Source organism: Psychroflexus halocasei (assembly GCF_900107595.1).
GTDB classification, from domain to species: Bacteria; Bacteroidota; Bacteroidia; order Flavobacteriales; family Flavobacteriaceae; genus Psychroflexus; species Psychroflexus halocasei.
This window is the reverse complement of record NZ_FNQF01000005.1, coordinates 25410-41820: the sequence shown is the minus strand read 5'-3', so window position 1 is coordinate 41820 and position 16411 is coordinate 25410. Positions and strand designations below refer to the sequence as shown.

At 34.8% G+C, this 16411-nt stretch carries 16 protein-coding genes; 1 reads left to right on the top strand and 15 read right to left on the bottom strand.

Going from position 1 to position 16411, the window contains the following annotated elements:
• Positions 1-83 precede the first annotated feature (83 nt).
• Entirely contained in the window at positions 84-1196 is a 1113-nt protein-coding gene (locus BLV84_RS07080; protein WP_093243612.1) for a T9SS type A sorting domain-containing protein, read from the top strand.
• A 120-nt stretch (positions 1197-1316) separates the two neighbouring features.
• Here the strand turns inward: BLV84_RS07080 and BLV84_RS07075 are convergent, their stop codons facing one another.
• From BLV84_RS07075 to BLV84_RS07005, 15 genes are all read right to left on the bottom strand, one after another.
• Complete coding sequence (locus BLV84_RS07075) at positions 1317-4316, bottom strand: tail fiber domain-containing protein (RefSeq protein WP_093243607.1); 3000 nt, start codon at positions 4314-4316, stop codon at positions 1317-1319.
• Between the two features lie 39 nt (positions 4317-4355).
• On the bottom strand, positions 4356-4886 hold the full coding sequence (locus BLV84_RS07070) for a T9SS type A sorting domain-containing protein (protein WP_093243600.1): 531 nt from the start codon (positions 4884-4886) through the stop codon (positions 4356-4358).
• Positions 4887-5240: 354 nt separating this feature from the next.
• Positions 5241-5528, bottom strand: coding sequence for a hypothetical protein (locus tag BLV84_RS07065; RefSeq protein WP_093243595.1), 288 nt, complete (start codon positions 5526-5528; stop codon positions 5241-5243).
• A 38-nt stretch (positions 5529-5566) separates the two neighbouring features.
• Positions 5567-6181: a hypothetical protein gene (locus BLV84_RS07060; RefSeq protein WP_093243589.1), complete on the bottom strand. Its 615-nt coding sequence runs from the start codon at positions 6179-6181 to the stop codon at positions 5567-5569.
• Positions 6182-6238: 57 nt separating this feature from the next.
• Entirely contained in the window at positions 6239-6853 is a 615-nt protein-coding gene (locus tag BLV84_RS07055; protein WP_093243583.1) for a hypothetical protein, read from the bottom strand.
• Positions 6854-6986: 133 nt separating this feature from the next.
• Positions 6987-7580, bottom strand: a complete 594-nt coding sequence (locus BLV84_RS07050; RefSeq protein WP_093243579.1) for a hypothetical protein — start codon at positions 7578-7580, stop codon at positions 6987-6989.
• A gap of 226 nt (positions 7581-7806) precedes the next feature.
• Positions 7807-8145 (bottom strand): hypothetical protein, encoded by a 339-nt coding sequence (locus tag BLV84_RS07045; protein WP_093243573.1) that lies wholly within the window; start codon positions 8143-8145, stop codon positions 7807-7809.
• A gap of 131 nt (positions 8146-8276) precedes the next feature.
• Entirely contained in the window at positions 8277-9623 is a 1347-nt protein-coding gene (locus BLV84_RS07040) for a hypothetical protein (protein ID WP_093243569.1), read from the bottom strand.
• Positions 9624-9646: 23 nt separating this feature from the next.
• Positions 9647-10261, bottom strand: coding sequence for a laminin B domain-containing protein (locus BLV84_RS07035; protein WP_093243564.1), 615 nt, complete (start codon positions 10259-10261; stop codon positions 9647-9649).
• A gap of 111 nt (positions 10262-10372) precedes the next feature.
• The gene (locus BLV84_RS07030; protein ID WP_143521337.1) at positions 10373-11338 is read right to left on the bottom strand and encodes a hypothetical protein; all 966 of its coding nucleotides are present in this window, start codon (positions 11336-11338) and stop codon (positions 10373-10375) included.
• An 81-nt stretch (positions 11339-11419) separates the two neighbouring features.
• Complete coding sequence (locus BLV84_RS07025; protein WP_093242442.1) at positions 11420-12667, bottom strand: hypothetical protein; 1248 nt, start codon at positions 12665-12667, stop codon at positions 11420-11422.
• A 12-nt stretch (positions 12668-12679) separates the two neighbouring features.
• Positions 12680-13204, bottom strand: coding sequence for an outer membrane protein (locus tag BLV84_RS07020; protein WP_234953110.1), 525 nt, complete (start codon positions 13202-13204; stop codon positions 12680-12682).
• Between the two features lie 84 nt (positions 13205-13288).
• Positions 13289-14956, bottom strand: a complete 1668-nt coding sequence (locus BLV84_RS07015; protein WP_093242439.1) for an ELWxxDGT repeat protein — start codon at positions 14954-14956, stop codon at positions 13289-13291.
• 68 nt (positions 14957-15024) lie between these two features.
• Entirely contained in the window at positions 15025-15399 is a 375-nt protein-coding gene (locus BLV84_RS07010) for a DUF4870 domain-containing protein (RefSeq protein WP_093242435.1), read from the bottom strand.
• An 11-nt stretch (positions 15400-15410) separates the two neighbouring features.
• Positions 15411-16232 carry a DUF4412 domain-containing protein gene (locus BLV84_RS07005; protein ID WP_093242430.1) on the bottom strand — a complete coding sequence of 274 codons (822 nt, stop codon included), beginning with the start codon at positions 16230-16232 and terminating at the stop codon, positions 15411-15413.
• Positions 16233-16411: the final 179 nt, after the last annotated feature.

The following is a 16411-nucleotide window of genomic DNA, read 5'->3' as shown; positions in this document are numbered from 1 at the left end:
TTGCGCATTATTCAATGCTGAATTCTTATGTAACTCAATTTCTATAAAGTTTCGGGAGTTAAACTTTTAAATTTTATATAGTTATGAGAAGAATTACTTTTTTATTATTTGTGTTTTTGACGCAATTTGTTTTCGCACAATTTACATCAGAGGATGTTAAATTTTATGTCGGAGAAGGAGATCAAACAGCCTATATGGTCATCGACTTTAAAGACGAAACTGATGACCGCTCTTATGCTTGGGGCTTTAGATATAACGCTAGTGAAAATCCTACTTTTCAAGATATTTTAGAAACAATTGAAATGGAAGAACCTGCTTTTGAGATTGATCAAACCGGTGGTTTTTTAAATGATATTATTTACAACAATCATAGTCAATTAAGTGGAGAACCTGATTGGTGGAGTACGTGGAGCGGAAGCTCAATAGAAATGTTTGAAATGAATGGCGGAATTGGCGAAGTTGTTGAAAACGGCATGTGGTATGGCTGTTCTTATGGTTTTTCAAATCCTGAGGCTGAAGCGCCAATCACACCTATTCCTGCTTACAGCTCATTATGGTTGAACCATAATGATATTGAAAATTGGATTGGCACTGGGAGCGACCGAAGTTTAGTGATTGTTGATTTTGGAACTTCAACTGATAGCGTTGAAGATTCATTTGTTTTTGGCATTCAATATGATGGAAGCCTAACTGCTGAAGAAGCTTTGAGTATAATTGAAAACAACACAAACTACTTCAGTTATACATTTGATAGCGAAGAGGTTACAGATGTACAACTCGATATACATTCTGGACAAAATTCAGCTGAAAACCAATGGAAGTATTACACAGGAACTAATTTATCTAACTGGCAAACAGCTACAGATTTTAATCAAATTCAGTTAACAAATAACTCTTGGGTGGGATTAAGTTTTTCTGAAAGAAGACCTTATATTCCTCAAGAAGCAGAAACGGTACTCAAATCGACAAAGTTTTCTTCTGATGATTTATTGGTTTATCCAAACCCTGTAGCATCAAATATTAAAATACAAACTGAGAAAGAGGTTACAGCTGTCAATATATATAATGCGGCAGGTCAACTTGTTTTAAGCTCAAAAATGAAAAACATCGACCTGACTCATTTGCAATCTGGATTTTATCAGATTCATATCAGTACAAATGAAGGTGTTGCGATTAAAAAATTAATTAAGAAATAGTATTTCAAATTTCAAAATAAATGAAGCTCTTAAGAATTGAATCTTAAGAGCTTTTTTAATAACAAGAAGTCCCAAGTATTGATATAATACCCGAGACTATCTCGCGAACAAATAAAACTATTATCGATTCGAGTAATTAGTTGGCTCATTGCGTCTTATTAAGGCTTCTATTTTAGATAAACGTTCTTCCATCTTGCCTTTGGCTTTATGAAGATTCTCCACCTTAGCTTCTAAAAACATCTCTTGTTTTTTCATTTTCTTTTTTAATATAGCGATTTTAGTTTTTAAGGAATCGTTCTCTTTTGCCAATTGCTGAATAGCAATCATCATTACGCCATCAATGTCGGCACTTGCGATAGTGGTATCGTTCCCGATGGTCCCGATGCCATCTTTGCCAAAATATTTATGAAAATCTTGTGCCATTGGTCCCCAGTGACGGTATTTCTTTTTGTCTTGGCCAATATAATTCCAACTGCCCAGCGGCATTTTTTTAATGCTCTCGATAAAATAATTTCCCTTTGCAAGTTTTATGTTTTCCTTTTTGTTCTTGTCGGAAATGGTGCTCCACGAGTTATCGCCATGTTGCATATAGATACCTATATCTGCTAAACCATCGGTATATAAATAGTATCCATTGTCAAACCTGGCATAAAAACGGTTGGACGTTACCCGGGTGTCTATGGTACTTACATCCCTACTGTAGTCCGCTAAATACATTGCGCCTTCTTTGGTTACCTTTGCATGAGAACCGATAACTGTGGAACTAAATCCATTCGCTACAACATTATTTCCCATCGCAATAGAACCATGCGCATTAGCTTCTGACATATAACCCATTGAGAGAGATCTATTGCCTACTGCTTTTGTATCACTCCCAATTGCGAGGGAATTTTGACCAAGAGCTTGTGTGTCATTCCCCATTGCCGTGGAACCCTCGCCAGAGGCTGTTGAATATTGTCCCATTGCCGTAGAACTGCGGCCCGAAGCTTCGGTTCTCCATCCCATTGAGGTGGAGGTAAAGCTCGAGGACTCGGTATTATATCCCATTGCGATAGAGGCTCGACCAGATGCTGTGGTAAGTCCTCCCATTGCTGTGGAACGTACACCTGAGGCTTCTGTAAAATAACCCATTGCGATGGACAAAGAGTCGGTGGCGAAAGCGTTAAGCCCAATTGCAGTAGAGTTAAAACCATTGGCTCTTGAGCCATATCCCATTGCAGTGGAGTTTTCGCCAATAGCATCTGTTTTATTTCCCATTGCCGTAGAGTTTTCGCCAATAGCTTCTGTTTCATTTCCCATTGCGGTAGAGTTTTCGCCCGGGGCTAGCGTTAAATTGCCTACTGCAGTGGAGTAGGCGCCGGTGGCTTCTGTACTTCTACCCATTGCAGTGGAATAATCGCCCGAGGCTTTTGTACTACCACCCATTGCGGTGGAGGCTTCACCCGAGGCTTTTGTATAATACCCCATTGCGACACTCCCATCTCCTATATTACTCACGTTCCACGGATCACCATAAACCGAACCGGCACGAAAAGCTCCATTTTTAGAAGGGAGGAACATCATTTTGTATTTATCAATCGTACTGCCAGTAGGATAATCAATCTCATCGGTATTAAACAATAAATCTTTCCCAAAATTAGTGGTATTTCCATACGTAATTTGATCGGCATCGGCTTCAAAAAAGCCCGCTCCTGCATTGGCATCAAGGTATTCCTTGGTCACCAATGCTTGTTGATCACTGTCAATTAATGTATTGGTCAATTCCGGTGCAGTTACCAAGCCAGATTTCATTACCATAAACCCGTCGGCTCTGTTGTTTGTAGCGTCTCCAATTCCTACGGTAAACTGCCTGTCTGTATCATCAAATGAATCTATATCTGCAGGTGTATATTCTGTATTGTAAGTTCCTACTACGGTTTCGACAAAGGATAATGCTTTTGTATTTTGTCCCATAGCAGTGGAGCCCCACCCAGATGCTTCCGCAAATTTTCCCGTTGCTGTCGAATACCAACCAGAGGCTTTTGTATGATATCCTAGTGCGGTGGAGTATAAGCCAGTAGCTTTTGATACAACCCCCGCGGCAAAAGAGTTTGTACCAGAAGCTTCCGTATTGCTTCCAAATGCCACACTTGAATTTCCAATATTGCTTAAGTTCCAATTTTCATTAGAAATTCTTCCAACTCGTAAAGCACCTTCTTTTGAGGGAACAAACATCAACTTATTCTTAATATCTGTGCTACCAGTCGGATAATCAATCTCATCTGTATTAACCAAAAAATCCTTTCCAAAATTAGTGGTTTCGGTATAGTTAATTTTATCGGCATCGGCTTCAAAAAAAGCATCAGCACCAGCGGTTGGGTCTGTAGGGGTCCAATTGGCATTGGTATCGTCCCATTGCAGGATTTGGCCGTCGGTGGCGCCATTTTGGGCAAGGCCTAACTCGTTACCTGTTGTTCCATCCCCTGTTAATGTTGCATCGGTTTCAGCTACTTGGCTTCCCCAGTTGTCGCCGCTTCCGCCGGTTATATTGTCTGGGGTCCAATTGGTGCCGTTAAACGTAAGCACTTGGCCATTGGTGGCGCCCATCGCGTTTATTTTTTCTGCAGTAATTGCTGCATCGTTTATTTTTGTTGTGGTGATAGCATTATCGGCAATATCTGGATTGGGATAAGTTCCTGATAAGTCTCCTCCTGCAATTCCTGTTGGGCTTCCGCCACCACCACCACCACTAGATGCAGCATACATGGCGTATGGAACGCTTAATAGCGCAGATGTTCCTAAGTCAGAATAATTAGTTCCTCCATTAGGGTCAATCTCCACTTTAATGTGTTTATTTCCCGAACTCCAATTTACAGTATTCATCGCTCCTGAAATTGGCGTCCCTCCTCCTACAGATAATGTATATAAACCAAAATTATTGGTCGTCACATTATGTGTCTCTATATAAACGGCTGAACTTCCACTAAGAATACTAATTCGCAATCCTAAACTTTGATTGGTCATTGGGTCTCCGCTGTTGTTTCTTGCAATACCTTGATAATTAAATTCCTCTGGCGTTTGCGCCTGAAGATGATAACTAAACAATAATATGACAGAGAAAAATAAAACAATTTTTTTCATAATATTTAGATTTAATCGGTTAATAATTGATAACCATTATCATAAACTAGATTTCACAATCTTGTAAGTTTGGCGATAATTTTTTTGTTCATGAATAAACTCCACACTGAGCATATAGGTTGCTTCTTGTAAATAAGACAAATCAATTTTTTGCTTTTCTAAACCTGTTTCCAAATAGAAAGTACGTTCCGAAACGCGACGTCCTTGTAAATCGTAAAGTTTGATTGAAAGCTCCCCAGAACCCTTTAATGACGGCTTGATATAAAGTAAATCTGTCGTTGGGTTAGGATATATTGTCAAGTCTTGATCCGATAGTATTTCTTCTGGAGTCCCTAAACTTGAACTTTCAACTTGAAGTAATCCTTGTGTCACAGTGATATTAGCATTGCTTTGTGTACTGACGACTGTCATTTCACCTATGGAATAATCAAAAGCTCCAATTGATAATGTATTACTTCCTCCTGAAGTGTTTACTGTGGATTGGGCAGATATTATATTTGGAGTAGAAACAAGAATGATAAAAGGTAGAACAAAACTAGCAATCACTCTAATCTTTTCAAGATACATCATAATTTATTGATTTTAAGTGAGTTAAATTACAAACTACTCACTAAAAATCATAGAGGAAATTTATCTGCGCCATAAAATACTTTATAAATGACATGGTTTAATGTATGCTTGGTAAATAGCATTAATTCAGTTTTTCGACTTTCCGACTAAAACATAGTGATTGTTAATTTTAAGACTTCAATCTATACGGCTGAAAATTCATTTGTTTTTAGTAATTAGTATGATTCATTTAAAATCCTAAGGAACTTTAAAGAACAAAATCAGTTATGAATTAGCTAAAGTCTAAAAAATAAGTCCCGAGTATTTATTAGATACACGGGACTTGTAAACGAACAAATAAACTAATTTTTAAAATCAATATTGTTCTACATTTTCAGGGAAATTGACTTTTAAAGTTCCTTCAATCTGGACTTCAATACCATTTAAAGCATTGACAAAAGTTCCATTAAAAATTATTTCATAAGCTGCTAGTCCTTTATAAGCTGTATTTATACCAAGAGAATTGGTAAAATCTATTTCTGCAAACTCAAGTTGACTTCCTTCTGGAGCTGATGGGTTAGTGTCATCATCACTACTACACGATGATGCAAGACTGATGATTAATACAAATGCTAAATAATATGTTATTTTAAAATATCTCATGGTTTTGATAGAATTAAATTTTAATTATTAAAATAAGGTCACATCTCAGCTATCACTCTGCTGGCTAAATCTTTCGTTCTATCAATCATCTCTTTTGTATCATTAGGTTTATCTTTTCCTGGCATGACCATCACGGAATGAGAAACGTAAAAGATAAATCCATCGCTGGATACGCGAAGTTGTCCACCACCAAGATTACTCCAAGTAGCTTTATCGCCTACTCCAGAAACTTTTTGTAACTCACGATTTTTATAGACCGTTGAATTTTGGTTTTTCCAAATTTTATCGATTTGACTATTAGTTCGCTTTTTTCCTTTTGCAAAATTCAATAAAACGGTATATCGCTCAAATTTTTCGCCTGTCGCTTCCCAATCATAAGAACATGATGAACTTCTATTTTTCTTTTGCTTTATTTCTACATTATCCGAAAGCGAAAAAACACCACGGACATCTTCCTCGGTTATAAGTTGACAGATATCTTTACGTTTACTGGAACCAGCAAAACTTTCCTCATTTTCTAGTTCTTCTATTTGATCAAGCTGTTTCGGTTGGTCCTTTTGAGTTTTTTTATCTTTGCACGAAACTGATATGCTTATCAAAAAAACAGCTAGCATAATCTTGGTAGTTCTGGATAATTTAAAAAGTGTTTTCATAATTAAATTTATGTTGGATGAAAAAAATGCTAGAAATAATATAAGTAAGCTATAAGTCTAGTTTATATCAACTATTGGTAATTCAAACTCTCCTTCTGTTACTGTCAATTCTTTGGTGTTAAAATCATCATTTGGACTATAACTATTATACAACGTCATGTTGAATGTCCCTTTAATAGTGGTGTTTGTTATGGATGTAATTTTAAATAAACCTTGACTTTGTGTCAATTCCCCATCTTGACTATAAGAACCAACTCCGTAAATATCTGTCTCAGATGAATTTTCTCCATCAAGAAGTACAGTGGCCGTTAACATGTAGTCTTGGCCAAAGCCCACATTACTTAAATCATAGTTCATTGGGCTGTTGGGAGCAGGTGCAACCTCTACTGCTATCATTAAACCTGAATTATCATCGGCCATAATGATTGTTAATTTATCGATTTCATTTCCTTCTATTTCAAATTGAGTTATTGTCGCAAAACTATTATCGGTTTCAGATGAGAATTCGATTATCTGATTATCAACGTTAATGACTGCCGATGCATTTCCTTCATTTATACTTGGCTCACCACCATTGTCACCAATATCATCGTCGCTGCTACAACCGACAGATATGGCGCCAACTATTAATAAAAAAAGGATTGTTTTGAATTGATTTTTTAAAGCTTTCATTTTAAGTGGTTTTAGTTATTTTTATAATTAATTTTTGTGTGTTTCTTGGCTATTGAGTGACGCATCATCTCAAAATCACGAAAACGATTCTTTTGTATATTTATCAAATTGCGCTTAGCCATAATTACAATGATCAATACTGCTCTACATTTTCTGGAAAATTCACTTTTATGGGTCCCTCTATCTGTACTTCACTACCATTTAATGCGTTGATAAAAGTTCCGTTAAAAGAAATTTCATAAGCAGCTAATCCTGTGTAAGCTGTATTTATACCAAGAGAATCTGTAAAATCAACTTCTGATAATTGCATACTACCAGAGACACTATTATATCTAATGGCTGAGGGCTCAAACTGGAAACTTAAATTTGAAGCATTGTTATCTAAACTTCCAATAGTTCCGTTTGCATAGTTAAAACTACCACCAATAATAAGGTTCTCTTTAAAAATATTTAAGCTTATATCCTTTTCATTACCGAATTGCATGTAAGCAGAATAATTAGCGAGCAACAATTCGGTGACGGTTAAATCGTTTTCTATTTCACCAATGTAATCGCCAGCTATTTCTCCTCCAGTAATTGTAAAATTGTATGTATGTGGATCACCTGCAAATTCAAGTTGACTTCCTCTCGGATTTGACGGATTGGAGTCGTCATCACTAGTACAGCCTACTAAAAAGCTTAGGGCTATTAATAGAATTAAATAAGAAGTTTTTTTAAAATATTTCATGATAGTTGTTTTATGGAAGTTTAACTTTTAAAAGAGAGTTGAAGTTTTACATCTTTTTGATCACCCGGTTTGCTAAAGATTTGGTCTTATCTATCATTTCTTGAGCTTCTAAAGGATTGTCCTTTCTAGGTGTGATATAGAAAGACACGAAGAAGATATATCCATCCGCTGCTACGCGAAGTTGTCCTCCTCCCATTTCACTCCAAGAAGCTTTATCGCCTATACCTCATACTTCTTGAGGATTGTGTTTTTCTAAAAACTTATTTTGTGTTTCCCACACTTTATCAATCTTACTACTGCTTCGTCGATTTCCTTTTGAGAAATTAAGTTTAATAGAATAAAACAATTTTTTTGTTTCAGGTGACTCCCAGTCATAAGAAGTTATTGCATCTTTTTTAACTTTCTTTTCAATAACAACATCATTACTTAAATCAAATACATCTCGAATATTTTCTTTAGTGATGAGTTCGCCAATATCGTCACGTTGACTAGAACCAAAGTAACTGCCTTTTTTTTCTTCTTGGCATGAACTTAAAGTGACAATAAGTACAAGACATGCTATCAAATTAATATTTCTGATTTTTTAAAAGTTTGTTTTCATAATTTAATGGTTTTTAAATTCATCATTGTTTTTTAAGTTATTTAGCTTGGACTCCACTCAAATCTGATATAAATAAAAGTTTTAAAATCAGAGATTTACTGCAAATTATCAGGCACAGATATTTCTTGTCCTCTCCAATCAGAAAATAATTTAGAGGTATTGTCTAATTTTAAATTAGCATATTCCAAATGTGATTTGTTTAAATCTTGTATGCTTACACCATAAGCAAAGCACTTGCTAAAAACTACATCATGAATTTTGAGGTATTTTGATCTTTTTAAAAAAACTGCCCCATTTGGTTTCTTAGTCGTTTGTCCTGCATTTTTAAAAACAACATGTCCAATTTCATTAAGCGGACTGCTAGAATCAATAGTCAGTTGATTCCAAAAACCAGGAACATCATGTTCACCACGGATGATGATGGGGTCTTCTTCTGTGCCTACCATCACTAAAGAAGCTTTATCTTGTAAATGCATCCAACTTTGAGCTGGCATTACGATCTCAGTACCAGCTTCTACAGTTAGCACGCCGTCTCTGTACCTAAAATCACTTTGAAGAAAATAAGGCACATTTAAGTTTGCCCATGTTGCGTCGCCGTATAGTGTTCCGCCATTAAGATCAATGTAATCTTCATCGTTTCCTGAAAAACTATTGGTTCCATTAAATAATCTCAAGCGACTTGCGTCTGTTTTAAATGGAATTTTATTTTTAGTAAATGTGCAGTTTTCCATAAAGATATTATGCACATCTTTTCCGACATTATCATGTACAATCATCCCATAGTTTTTACTATTTGAAAGCGTACAATGCTCAAGTTTTAAACTGCTGTCTTCATTATCAATTTCTAAGGCTGCTTTTGAGCCTCCTGCATAATCGATGGTTACGTGGCTCATTTTGTTATTTGAGCTAGAGCTTTTGCTAAGAACGCCATTCCAAAAGCCTTTCGTTTGTTCTTTCCCTGTCAAGATAATGGGTTTCTCGGCGGTACCTTGCATTTTAAAAGTCGACTTATCAGTAAAATACATTCCTGCGTCTTGATCAAATGCGATAACTACCCCTTCTTCGATTATTAGTTTTCCATCTATTCTAGTCATACAAGATATCATATAATCTACAGTAGAATCAAGATTGTTTATCAAGACTGTATTGGGATTTTTTCTAAAATAATCACAGTCTAATGCGATTGGAGCGGTATTCCCTTCTGGTGACTCGGGGCTCGTTTCGTCATCTTCCTCAATAGCGATTCGCGAATTAGCTTTCTTGGATAATTTAGAATCTTTATTCTCTTTATCATTTTTTAATATTGAGGTTTGTTCTACTTTACCAGAATCTTTCTCTGAGTCACTGCTCTCACTCTTCTCATCATTACCACAACTGGCAACGACGAAACCGATTAAACACAAGATTAATACCGGTTTGAATTTTAGTTGAAACGTATTCATTTTTAGAAGGTTTTTAAGATTATTTATTTTTTAGATATTTCGACTTCATCCAAACTGCCTTCGTCACCTCCACTTTCATATTCGCCACGAATCCAAAATTCGGTCACATTAGACAGCACAGCTTTTATATCTGCTTTGGTAGCGGGTTTTTCACTGTCAAAATTTCCTTTCATCCAACCACTATCTTCATGAATTGGAACACTATAAGCGGTCCAGTCTTCCCCTGGATAGCTTTTAAATTGATAGCTTATCTTCTTTTCTCCATTTTTAAAAATGATATCATTGTTTTTAAACTGACTGTTCATTGCTGACTTTTGAGACAGATTAAAACTGAGGCTCGCCTCATAAAAATCGTTGTGATTACCAAGATAATCTTTAGGAGCTGAGAAGTACCACGTTCCTCCTGTAGCATTGTCTTTAGCATGAATATGGCCGTTTTGCACACCGTCATCTGGCGAATAGGAAGATTCGACTTGTTCCCCATTCCCCCCTTGAGCATCACCTATTATTTTCCAGCCTTCTGCATCTTTCAAAAAACGGCTTTCAACAAGTACTCCTTTTTTATTGCAACTGCTCAGAGTGCAACCCACGACGAGTAAGAATAACATAGTTTTGAATTTAAGCTGAACTGGTTTCATTTTTAAAGGGTTTTAGAGTTAAATTTTAAATCTATTCTTGTTATAATTTGATTGTTGTGTTTTCATTTTTTTGCCTCAAAATTGAATTTTATAAATCGCTTTTATACTTTCCTATTCTTTTGTTAGCGTCAGTACTCTATCGTTTTTTTCTACAACGAGCTCTGTTTTTGTAAGCGCTTGTATCTTCCAAATTTCTGATTTTCCATTTTGGAAAACTTTGATTTGATTGTTCTCTAGAATTTCATAAGTTCTGTCTATGATTGAGCCCTCAATGCATTTTCCGTTATCAAAATTTTCTGCATAGGGTTTTATTTGTAAGCTTAGATCTTTTTTAAAAAGAAAGAAAGTTTTTTTAGTGCACTTTGATAAGCTTGGTCTGCCAGCTAAACGTTTATAAAACCATTTACCTATGATTATTTCTGCGATATTTATTCCATTACGAGAAGAAAAAGAAGTATTGTCATTAACAGAGCTTCCATCCGTATTTTTAGCTTTTAAAACCATCTTTTTTTCAGGTGAAATGTTTATCACTATTTCATCAGAAGTTAAGCTTTCAATAGGCACATAATTTTTTCTATCATCATTGATGTATTGTGATAAAAAATAAGTAGATCCTATTTTTTCTAATTTGATTATTTTATTAGAGTCATCGAAAGCTTTATTAAATTTAAATGTTTTATGATGAGGATCATTAGGGATGAAGTACTCTGTATTTTGTATCTCAGGCTTTGTTAAATTTGTTTTTGTAGGTTGAAGCTTGATAATGTCTTTTGCAGCATTTGATTGATCTTTTACAGCGCGTAATCTGTTATGATTTATGAATTTAAGCTTTAAAACTTTGCTTTCACCTACATTTATGAGATCGTCCTTTACAAAGTATGGTTTTGCATCTATGCGTTTATCTAAATTATTAATTAGCAGACTATCTTTAGTGAATTGTAACAAAGGCCCTTTATCTCCGGCGGCAATCCAATGACCTTCTAGATTTTGTGAATAAATAAGCATGCTACAAGAAAGACTTAAACTAATAAGTACCAAAAAAAGTAATTGTTGGTGTTTAAGTTTCAAGTTTTTCATAGTATTTATTTAATAAATTAATACCTCTAAGATCATTAGACTTATCGTTTAAATCACTTAAAGGTATTTTAATATTAATTATTATGGATTATGTGGATCTGCGACTTCAACTCCATGACGATCAGAAAATAGTTTTGGTGTATTATCTAAAACTAAATTATCATACTCTAAATAAAACATTGTTTGTCTGTAATCTAGACTCATTGCATATTCAAAACAATCTATGAAATTAACATTCTCTATTTTCAGATAACTAGAATAGCCAAGATTTATCGCTCCATTAGGATAGGCAGTTGTGCGTCCAGCATTAGCTATGTCTAAATAAGCAATTTCATTAAGTGGACTGTCTGATTCAATACTTAAACCTTTCCAGTAACCAGGTACATCTTCTTTACCTTTAATCGTTATCCTATCTTCTGGAGTACCAATCATAATAGTTTCATGTTGATATGAAAAGGCGTTTTGAAATCGCATTTGGCTACCAGCATCCATCAATATAGTAACTCCTGGTTTAAAAGTAAAGGTACGTTTAGCTCCATTAGACGGCTTAAATCCATTTGAAAAAAACGGCACATCAATGTTGTGGAATGTAATATCTTTATTAACATCGGTATGTTCTAACCTTACATAATCATTTATATTACCTTGATATGTACTTGTTTCATCAATCGAATTGATAAAATTTGGATTAGTTTTTATAGGAAGGTCATTTTTTGTGAAAATTGAATTGTAAATATTTAATTCTGCTGAATAACCAACCCAGTGTAGCCCTATTTCTTGACAATGTTGAATCGTACAATTATCAAAACTCATAACTGCTCCCCACGAGCCAATAACAGCCCCTTCATAACCCCAACCTCCAGGTCTTTGTTGTCCTGCATATTCAACAGTTACATGTTTCATAACATTAGTAGGGTCGTCACTAGTCATTAAGAGGCCTCTCCAATAGCCTTTAGTTTTTTCAACGCCTGTTAATAAAATTGGATTATCAACTGTACCATTCATTTGTATTTTGTAGTTATTGTCATGAATCATTTGTAATCCAGCATTTCTTTCAAATTCAATAACTACTCCTTCATCTATTATAAGATCTCCTTTAATTTTAGGATCACATGTTACAATATAATCAACTATTGCATTAGGAACTTTCTCAAGATGAATATTTCCTTCTTGAAAAAAATCACAATCAAGTACAACTGGCTCAACTGTCGGGTCTGGTTCTCCAGGATCATCTGGCGTTCCGTCATCATCACTACTACAACCTACCATGAGTAAACTTACAGTGAATAAATAAAAAATGTGTTTTAAGTTAAATTGATAATTTTTCATAATTTTTGTTTTTTAAATTTTAAATTTTACACCTGCAGCTAACACAAGTTGTCCTCCATCGATAATGACGTACTTGAGTTCCGCAAAAGGCATGATACTATCGTTATTTAAATGCATATTTGCTCCTCCGCCTAAGTTTAAACCAAAGCGACCGTCAGACACTGAATAGCTTTCTCCAAAAAAAGTTGCATCGGAACTAACTTTAACGCTACTATAGTTAAGACCTCCCAAGCCATAAACATCAAATTTATCGTCACTTAAGAAATAGTAGTTAGCATTAGCATTAACTTCAAACCAGTCCATTTTTATTGGTCCTTCTTCTTTTGGTAAATAGTAAATAAAACTCGGAGAGATGCTTAATTTATCCATCACTCCAAATTCGGCGTTAGCGCCAATTCCTATATTTTCTATTTCGGTACCATAAGCAATCATACCGCCAATGCGTGTATCGATTTCTTGAGCTTGTGCATTTGTCAAAGAAATTAAGCTAAAAAAGAAAAAGCTTAATAATGACATAGTTGATAATTGTTTTTTCATGATTTAATTGTTTTTAAAAATTCTGATTCAAGAAATTAAAACCACGGAAGCTCATCCTAAGCTCCCGCAGTTTGATTATTTATATTATTTTTTAATGATTTGCTTTGTAACAGATTTGTTATTTTCTGTGGTAATTTTTACTAAATAATTTCCACTGTTATATTCTGAAAGATTGATTTCGGATTTCCCCTCCCAAGATTGTAAACGTTGCCCTGTTATTGAGAACAAGATAATTTCAGATATCTGATTAGAACCAGACTCTAAATAAAGTACATCTTCAACTGGATTTGGGTGAATAACAAAATCAATTGTTTCATAATCTTTAATTCCAAGATTATTAGTGGTTAATTTATAGAGTTTAAGGCCACTGTTATCATAATCTGCTGTAAAGTAAAATGAACCATTAAACACAGCAGAGTTATAAGTTCCTGGTCCATTAGGGAATGGACTATCGTTAGGCGCAACGTTAGGAGATGGTGCTAGTTCAGTTCCAGAAGCAGATCCATCTGTTACCCATAACTTACCGTCTCCATTAGCATCATTAGTTACATAGTATAGACGACCATCGTAATTGGTCATACCTTGATATGGCATACTAGAGACAGTAACTACAAGTGTTGTTCCTGTTGAAGTACCATCCGTTACCCATAATCCGTCATCAGTGCCGTCATCAGCGAAAAAATATAATAAACCGTCAAGCTCTTGAAAGTGTGTAGGACTACTAGAATCTCCACCTGGATTAAGGTCTTTTAACATTGAAGTTCCACTTTGAGTTCCATCTGAAACCCAAATTTCTCTACCATTAACATCATTGGAAGCGTTAAAATATAGCATCCCATTATAAACGATGAAATCACTTGGGTAAATATTCTGAGGTCCAGGGTACATATCTTTGACCATAGAAGTTCCAGAGGCTGTACCGTCTGTAGCCCACAATTCTCGACCATTAGTTCCATCATTAGCTGTGAAAAATATTTTGTTATCAAATTCAATAAATCTATGCGGGTTAGAACTTTGAGAGCCTGGTCTTATATCTATTAACATTTCAGTGCCTTGGCTTGTCCCATCTGTGATCCATAATTCGGTACCATCTGTGCCATTATCTGCTTCAAATATCAAGTTGCCATTATATTCAATAAAAGAATTAGGATTTCCATCTTGAGACCCAGTATTAATATCTTTAAGTAATTGCGTACCAGCTTCAGTTCCATCTGTGATCCATAATTCTCTTCCGTTTATACCATCGTCAGCAGAGAAATATAAATTCCCATTAAGTTCTGTTAGACCTCTAGGATTACTATCACCTCCAGAGTTAATGTTTTTTATCAATTCTGGGAAGGCATAAACATCATAGGTCGAAGTATGGTTAAAACTAGCTAATTCATAACTATATCCTGAGCCTGAATTAGGTTGATAACCTCGGTGAATTAATTGTCCATTAAAGGCAATCATATTAGATGGGTCATTTTCAGTAGCGCCTGATGAAACATAACCTGAATGGATATTTGCACTACTTCCAGTTGTACTATAAAGCCATCTGTCTCCTGTAGAAGAGCTTTCTCCGTTAAAATATAGTCTATTGCCAAGCTCAGTAAAACCTTTAGCATTTAATGGTGATCCACTGACCATTTCTGGTGTTTGAGCTAACATTGTACTCCCTATCAGCAATGCTGCTAGCGTAACGTAAATTCTGGAACTTAAAATACTGCTTCCTAATTTACTTTTGTTAAATAAGTAGTTTTTCGTTTTCATAATAATAAATTTTATAGTTAATTGAATTGCTTTCAGATTTCTGTTTTTTGCTGAAAGTTTTTTAGATATTAAATATTTTTAAACCATTCCTCATACTTTTTACCCAACCATGGTACTGGCTTCTTCTTTGCATTTACAGCATTTACCAATCCCATAATCCATAAATAAATTAAAGCGATTGTTCCTAAAAATGAGGCTATCCAACCTAAAATAGGTATCATCCCAACCACACCTAAAGCAAGACCCGTCAACCCAATGCCTAAAGCTTGTTTGATGTGATATGTTGAGAAATCTGCTTTTTTATCATTGTTCATTACAAAAGCAATGATTAAACCGATGAGCGTGATATAGCTGATGATAGCAATGGTTTTAGCTTCTAAACTAATTTCAGTATCTGTCGTTGCTGCTTGTTCTGCAGGTGGTGTTTTTGTGTTGTTCTCCATCTTGTTTATTTTTAATAATTTATAGATTGGTAATTTTTTGTTTTGAAATTCTGATTCACTTTTTCAAAAGCAACACACTCCATAATGGTTTCTTGATTTTTTCTTCCAGTTTTATCAACTGTTTTCATATACATCATCATAGCATCTTCAGCCTCAGCGAAATAATCTCGAAGTACTGAAGGATCATTAGATTGATCTTTTGAAGCGTTTAGAATATTGTGAAAACTAATCTCAATTTCGTCAGTGTAATACATCGTAAAAGTCCATTCATCATTTTCTATTTGCTTTCCTTGACATGTATATCCTAAAAAATTTTTGTTTGGCAGATCATTAACTGTGTAATCAGATTTTGTGTAGGGATTATTAGCCCAATCATTATCTGTTTCTATATCGAGAGGCGTAGATGTGTACATTCTTTGATTTTTACTTTTCATAAAAGTGTAACCTGCTTCTTTATCATAATCAAAAACAATAAACATATTGACATTGTCTTGTGACATTGCCATCCCTGCATAATCACTATTAGGTTTGAAGTAATAGTTCATTAACATTTGTTCGCCATCGGTTGTTATCTGCATTTGATAATTGTAATCAAATGCATATTTAGAATTAGGTTTAGAAAGTTTAGAGCGTTGTTGTTTAGATGTACTTTCAAAAAAACCATCCATTCCTTTACCAACTTCTCTTGAGGTTTTTTGAGCAGATTTCCTTGTAATGGTATTCTCTGCAGCATCAGTGACTCTGTCTCCTAATTTTTTAAGAAATTGTGCATTGAGAGTTATGGAGCTACAAATTGCTACCATAAATAATATACTGTGAAGATTAGATTTCATAATTTTTATCTTTTCAATTCAAAACAAATATTGAGATAAATAAATGATTATCAACGGGCTAATTTGCAGATGGGAACATAGAGTTTATAATCGGTACACTTTCAAGGGTAATTGGTAATTGCTGTTTTTAACCAAAACTCAAGTTTCTCAATTATCTTTTAAAAACAGCCAAATACAAG